Source organism: Gordonia sp. BP-119 (assembly GCF_016924115.1).
Taxonomy (GTDB): domain Bacteria; phylum Actinomycetota; class Actinomycetes; order Mycobacteriales; family Mycobacteriaceae; genus Gordonia; species Gordonia hongkongensis.
In genome coordinates this window covers 1-4,531 of sequence record NZ_JAFFZF010000082.1, presented here as the reverse complement: position 1 = coordinate 4,531, position 4,531 = coordinate 1, and the positions used below count along the sequence as shown (strand labels likewise).

Here is a 4,531-nt window from a genome sequence, read left to right as displayed (position 1 = left end):
CCGTGCGCGACCTGGGCACCAACAAGTTCTTCCTCTGGGCTCAGGCGGTCGCCAAGCTCGCCGAATAGACCGGCCAGCCCGCGCGGAATACCGCGAGTGGGGCCGCCGTTGACTCGTGCGACGGTGGCGGGCTCAATGCCCCGGGCCTCACCCCTTTCCGCCGCTGCGTGCGGCCACTCGCCGAGAGGCGCACTGACCGGCACCGTCCCTCAACGCACTGAAGCCGTCGACCCACTCGGGTCGGCGGCTTCAGTCGTTACCAGCACCGCGTGTGTGCAGTCACCGCGGGATGACGGTGCCCTCGGGGAGGTCGTACTCGGCGAGGATCACCGCGTCGCCGTAGACGGGTGGGAAGTCATCGCCGGGGATCTGTGGGACGGCGAACATGAGTTTGAGGAACAGGCCGGGGTCGGCTCCGTCGAAGGCGCGCAGGGAGATCCACGGCCGCGTGCCGAACGGGTCGGCGATGTAGCCGTCCCATCCGCCGAGCTGGTCAAGATAGTCGGCGAGGGTGCGGCCGGGGTAGCCGAATCGGGCGGCGTAGTTGATCGCGGTGGTCTCTGCGGTGATGCGTACGCGTTCGATCACGGCCCGAGGATAGACACCGACCGGGCGGCGAGCGAGGACAGTGGAGTCTATGGCTTCCATGGCGCCGATGCTCGCAACTGCGGGTCCTCCCCCGTCGGGTTCGGGCTGGTCGTGGGAGATGAAGTTCGATGGAGTCGGGTGGGTTCCGGAATTCTGCAACCGCATCCAAGATGAACTGGCGACACAGGATCGAACTCAGCTCAGTAGGCGGGCGGGTTCGTGTCGAAGCGACGCGTCTGAACTTGTCGTAGGTGACGCAGAGCTATGCCCAGCGCGGGAATCCGCATCGATAACTGAGCCTGGCTGCTCCAGCGATCAGCTAGTGACGATGCCCGATGGCCCTGATCGATGTCGACCGGAGTTCATCCTGCGTGAGACACATCGACGAGAAACGCGGTGTAAACGAACACTGCCAGAGTCCAGCAGTAGGTGAAATTAGCCACCCACCACTGATCCGGCCTGGCCGGCACCGACCACTGCCGATCCAGATCAGGATGCCGCGGCGCCCGACCGTCACGCTGGGGCGATGATCGTGCGACGCTTACCGCGCACGACTCCGGCGATGCCGCAGAGCCCCATCAGCCGGCCACCTGATCGCGCGCCATCTGATGGCCCTCGCGGCGCATCTGTCACGTTGAACTGACCACCCGAGCAAGATTCTGGCCTCCCCCTAATTGGCAGCGAGCGAGTGCACAACGCGAGCGAACTTCGGCAAAAGAGTCCTATTCCACGACCGCTCGATCCCGTTACGCGCGAACCTTTGATAACGGTCTGCAATGTCGAAGCCACTCATCTGCCAGAACAACCTGCTACCCCGGCCATGAGGGGCCAATCGGAAGTCCATCATCCACCGCAGTGGCGGGTCGCCGCGAAGATCGGTCCAACTGTAGGCAAGGTGTCCAGGTTCTTTGGCAACCATCACCTGACAGGCCATCTCCGCGACCATCTTATCCGGCACTGCTACTTGAACAATGAACGTTGTCCCGACAATTGGCTGAAAACCGACAGTCGGCGAAAGCCACTCAGCGATCAACTCCGGTTCTGTAAGCGCACGCCAGGCAACTTCGGGCGACTGCTCCACGAACACGGCTAAGTCGATTAGTGACGGATCATCCGGCTCGAAGTCCTCAATCATCACTCAACTGCCATACACGACGAATCAGCCACCACCCCGATCCACCCCGCCCCATACACCTAGTTGCTGTCGTCCAGCGTAGCTTTGATCCGCTCGGCAACTGCGGGATTCTCGATCTCCATACGCTGGACAAATGCAACCGCATCACCAACTGTGCTGAGTTGCTGGATGTCCTCATCGGCGATCTTTACGCCGTATTTGTCCTCTAATTGGACGACAATTTCGACGATAGACAACGAATCGATGTCAAGGTCATCAACGAACGACTTGTCAACTGTGACTTCCTCGGGTTCGATGCCCGTCACGTCTTCGACAATCTCTGCAATCCCCGCGACGATCTGACTCTGGCTGGCCGACACTGATGCTCCCTCAGCTTGAACGTTGCGGATATGAACGCCGCACGTGGACACCGTCAACATATCTCTGCACGTGGACAACGTCAACATCTATGATCGTCAGGTGCCCGACCATCGAAATCGGAATACCCGCGCTGCGCTAGTCGAGGCGGCCGACAGACTTCTCGCTCGTGGAGGGCCCGAGGCGGTCACTCTGCGCGCAGTTGCCGCTGCAGCAGATGTCTCTCGCACTGCGCCCTATCGACACTTCGCAAGCAAGGACGCACTTCTCAGCGCAGTCGCAGCCGCCAATCTAACTAAGCTCACTGCTCAGATGCGGGCCGCGACTGACATCGAGTCAGAGCCATCCTCGCTGTTTGTGGCGGCTCGGGTTTTCGTCGAGTTCGCATGGGCGCACCCGAACCACTACCGCCTCGAGTTCGGTGAGGACTGCACCATCGAACCGACCGACGAACTCGTCCAAGCCGCCGCGGAATGCACTGATTATCTTCGGGCTCACATAAGCCAAGCGCAGCGCGACGGCGTAATAGTTGCCGGCGACGATCCCGACCTCGCCTCGCTACTCTGGGTCATCTTGCATGGACTGGCTCAGGCCCGACGCGCGATCGCCGGTTCGGGATGTGGCGATGAACGGGCCGACAGCGCTGCTTTGACTCGAGTGCTGACCCTTGCCTTCGACAATCTCGCGCCACGCTAAATCGTCTGCTAGCGAGAGGCATTCGACCAGATCTGTTAAATCGGCCTGCGGTGTTAACGACCCGGCGAATACCTCGGCGTCACCGATGATCTGTACAGGCCAGCGTGACGATTCACATGACCGCGGCGGTGCAGATGTGGCTTCCGGTGAACTGTCCGCTGGCGAGGCTCGGCTACGTGGCGTAGCTGTACCTGACGGTCGGCGGCGACCACGGCGACGTTGCTGCCGCGGGACTGCACTTCTACAGCCGACTGTGGTCGGCTCGGGTCAGCGACGGGTTCACCCACCCCGCCGACGACGGCCGCATCTGGTCTATCAACTCAGCAGGCACGATCCGCAGCAACCAACCCAGTTGGTGGGCCGCTGATCGCCGCGTTGGACATCGTGAACGTCCCGGCAATGCGATGGAGGAGCAGCCGAGCAACCGTCCCCAGATCGATCGGGACATCGTCGAGTTGGCGCACTTGCTCGGCTGGTAACAGATCCCCGCCAACGCGCTCAATCACGCTTCGAACCAGACCAGCTGCTGCCCTCACAGTCCGCTTCTAGTCGGCGACAGGGTCGGGGTGGAAGAGAGTCGGGTTCGCTGCTCGCACGTAGTGCACTGCGGACGTGACCCGGATGCCGAACACTTTCATCAGGACGACCGGGTCGGCGGTGTGGATGGCTTCGTCGTAGATCCGGTCGGCCCGAAGTTTGCTGGCGCTGATTCCGACTCTGCGGAAGACGGTGGTGAGGCCGTAAGGACTCATCGCCTGATCTGGTCGTAGCGCGGTGTTTCTGCTGACGAACAGATGCCGGTTTTGCGTTTGCGGCCACTGGCGATGGCGATGGTCGAGCCAGTGTTGGGTGAGCCGATGTACGGCCTCGTCGAGCGTCAGGGTGTGACGGCCCGAGCGGCGAGCAATCGCGATAGTTCCGCCGGCCAAGTCGATGTCGTCGATCGACAACTGCTGCATCTCTTTCACTCCCAGGGCGTGTACAGCAACGAGTGCGAGGATGAGCCGATCCCGCGGCGAGTGGGTAGCTTCGAACGCTTCACGCAGCTGGCCGCTGGGCACTGACTTCGGCACCCGGCGTACGTACCGTCCAGCGAGTCCTCGCGTTGGGTCGACGAAGATCCGGTTCTCTCGCTGTAACCGACCGAACAGTGAACGCAGTGCGGTGTGCACGTTATGCGCAGAGCTGCCGAGGTGTCCCTCGATTTGCGACTCGACGTCGTGCCGTGTGACCTCTCGCAAAGACTGATATCGGCTTGCCCAGCTACGAAGGGCTGGAAGGGCGAACGCCAGATAGCCTCGAACCGTGACCCACTGGACGGGGATCGAGGGTCGGGAGCCGTCCCCGCGTAGCGAGCGGATCCAGACTGTGATGTCGTTTCGAAACTGGGGTGGAACATCGTCGTGGAAGTAGCGGTGCACCGCTCGTTCATCGCGGCCGGACGTAGCCGACGGCGGAGTCAGAGTGGGGTTCATGCTTGCGTGGGTGCTGTCAGTTCGGCGGCAACGATCGACCTCGGGGCGTGCGTGGCACCGGCCGACCGGCCGCATGACCGTGACCGTGACCGACAGCGTCCTGCTCGTGGTTGGTCGTGGCGCGGCCCGGCACGGGTTCTGCTTGCATGAGCTGAGCTTGTCAAGATGTCTGTGTAAGAACGTGACTCCTGGGTTTCCTGTGGTTGCTGGTTGGGTCTAGTTGAGGTGGGGTTCGATGCGGTCGGGGTAGGCCAGGGCTAGTTGCCCGAGGGCCTGTTTC

At 62.1% G+C, this 4,531-nt stretch carries 5 protein-coding genes and 1 pseudogene; 1 reads left to right on the top strand and 5 read right to left on the bottom strand.

Annotated features, from left to right (window positions below; genetic code table 11):
- Nucleotides 1-279: 279 nt before the first annotated feature.
- The 4 genes and pseudogenes from JW364_RS23820 to JW364_RS23810 form a co-directional block, all read right to left on the bottom strand.
- Nucleotides 280-588 carry a hypothetical protein gene (locus JW364_RS23820; protein ID WP_205334480.1) on the bottom strand — a complete coding sequence of 103 codons (309 nt, stop codon included), beginning with the start codon at nt 586-588 and terminating at the stop codon, nt 280-282.
- Nucleotides 589-965: 377 nt separating this feature from the next.
- Nucleotides 966-1,214: pseudogene (locus tag JW364_RS24380) on the bottom strand (IS3 family transposase); the annotation flags it as partial.
- 44 nt (nt 1,215-1,258) lie between these two features.
- Nucleotides 1,259-1,723: an SRPBCC domain-containing protein gene (locus JW364_RS23815; protein ID WP_205334479.1), complete on the bottom strand. Its 465-nt coding sequence runs from the start codon at nt 1,721-1,723 to the stop codon at nt 1,259-1,261.
- 59 nt (nt 1,724-1,782) lie between these two features.
- The gene (locus tag JW364_RS23810) at nt 1,783-2,082 is read right to left on the bottom strand and encodes an acyl carrier protein (RefSeq protein WP_205334477.1); all 300 of its coding nucleotides are present in this window, start codon (nt 2,080-2,082) and stop codon (nt 1,783-1,785) included.
- A 43-nt stretch (nt 2,083-2,125) separates the two neighbouring features.
- On the opposite strand from JW364_RS23810, the gene JW364_RS23805 reads away from it, so the two are divergent.
- Complete coding sequence (locus tag JW364_RS23805) at nt 2,126-2,776, top strand: TetR/AcrR family transcriptional regulator (protein ID WP_205334476.1); 651 nt, start codon at nt 2,126-2,128, stop codon at nt 2,774-2,776.
- Between the two features lie 545 nt (nt 2,777-3,321).
- On the opposite strand, the gene JW364_RS24615 is transcribed toward JW364_RS23805, so the two are convergent.
- Nucleotides 3,322-3,837 carry a tyrosine-type recombinase/integrase gene (locus JW364_RS24615; RefSeq protein WP_205334475.1) on the bottom strand — a complete coding sequence of 172 codons (516 nt, stop codon included), beginning with the start codon at nt 3,835-3,837 and terminating at the stop codon, nt 3,322-3,324.
- Nucleotides 3,838-4,531 lie beyond the last annotated feature (694 nt).

Excerpts from the sequence above, each read along its gene's own strand:
- JW364_RS23815 (WP_205334479.1), bottom strand. The coding sequence starts at position 1,723 with ATGATTGAGGACTTCGAGCCGGATGATCCGTCACTAATCGACTTAGCC.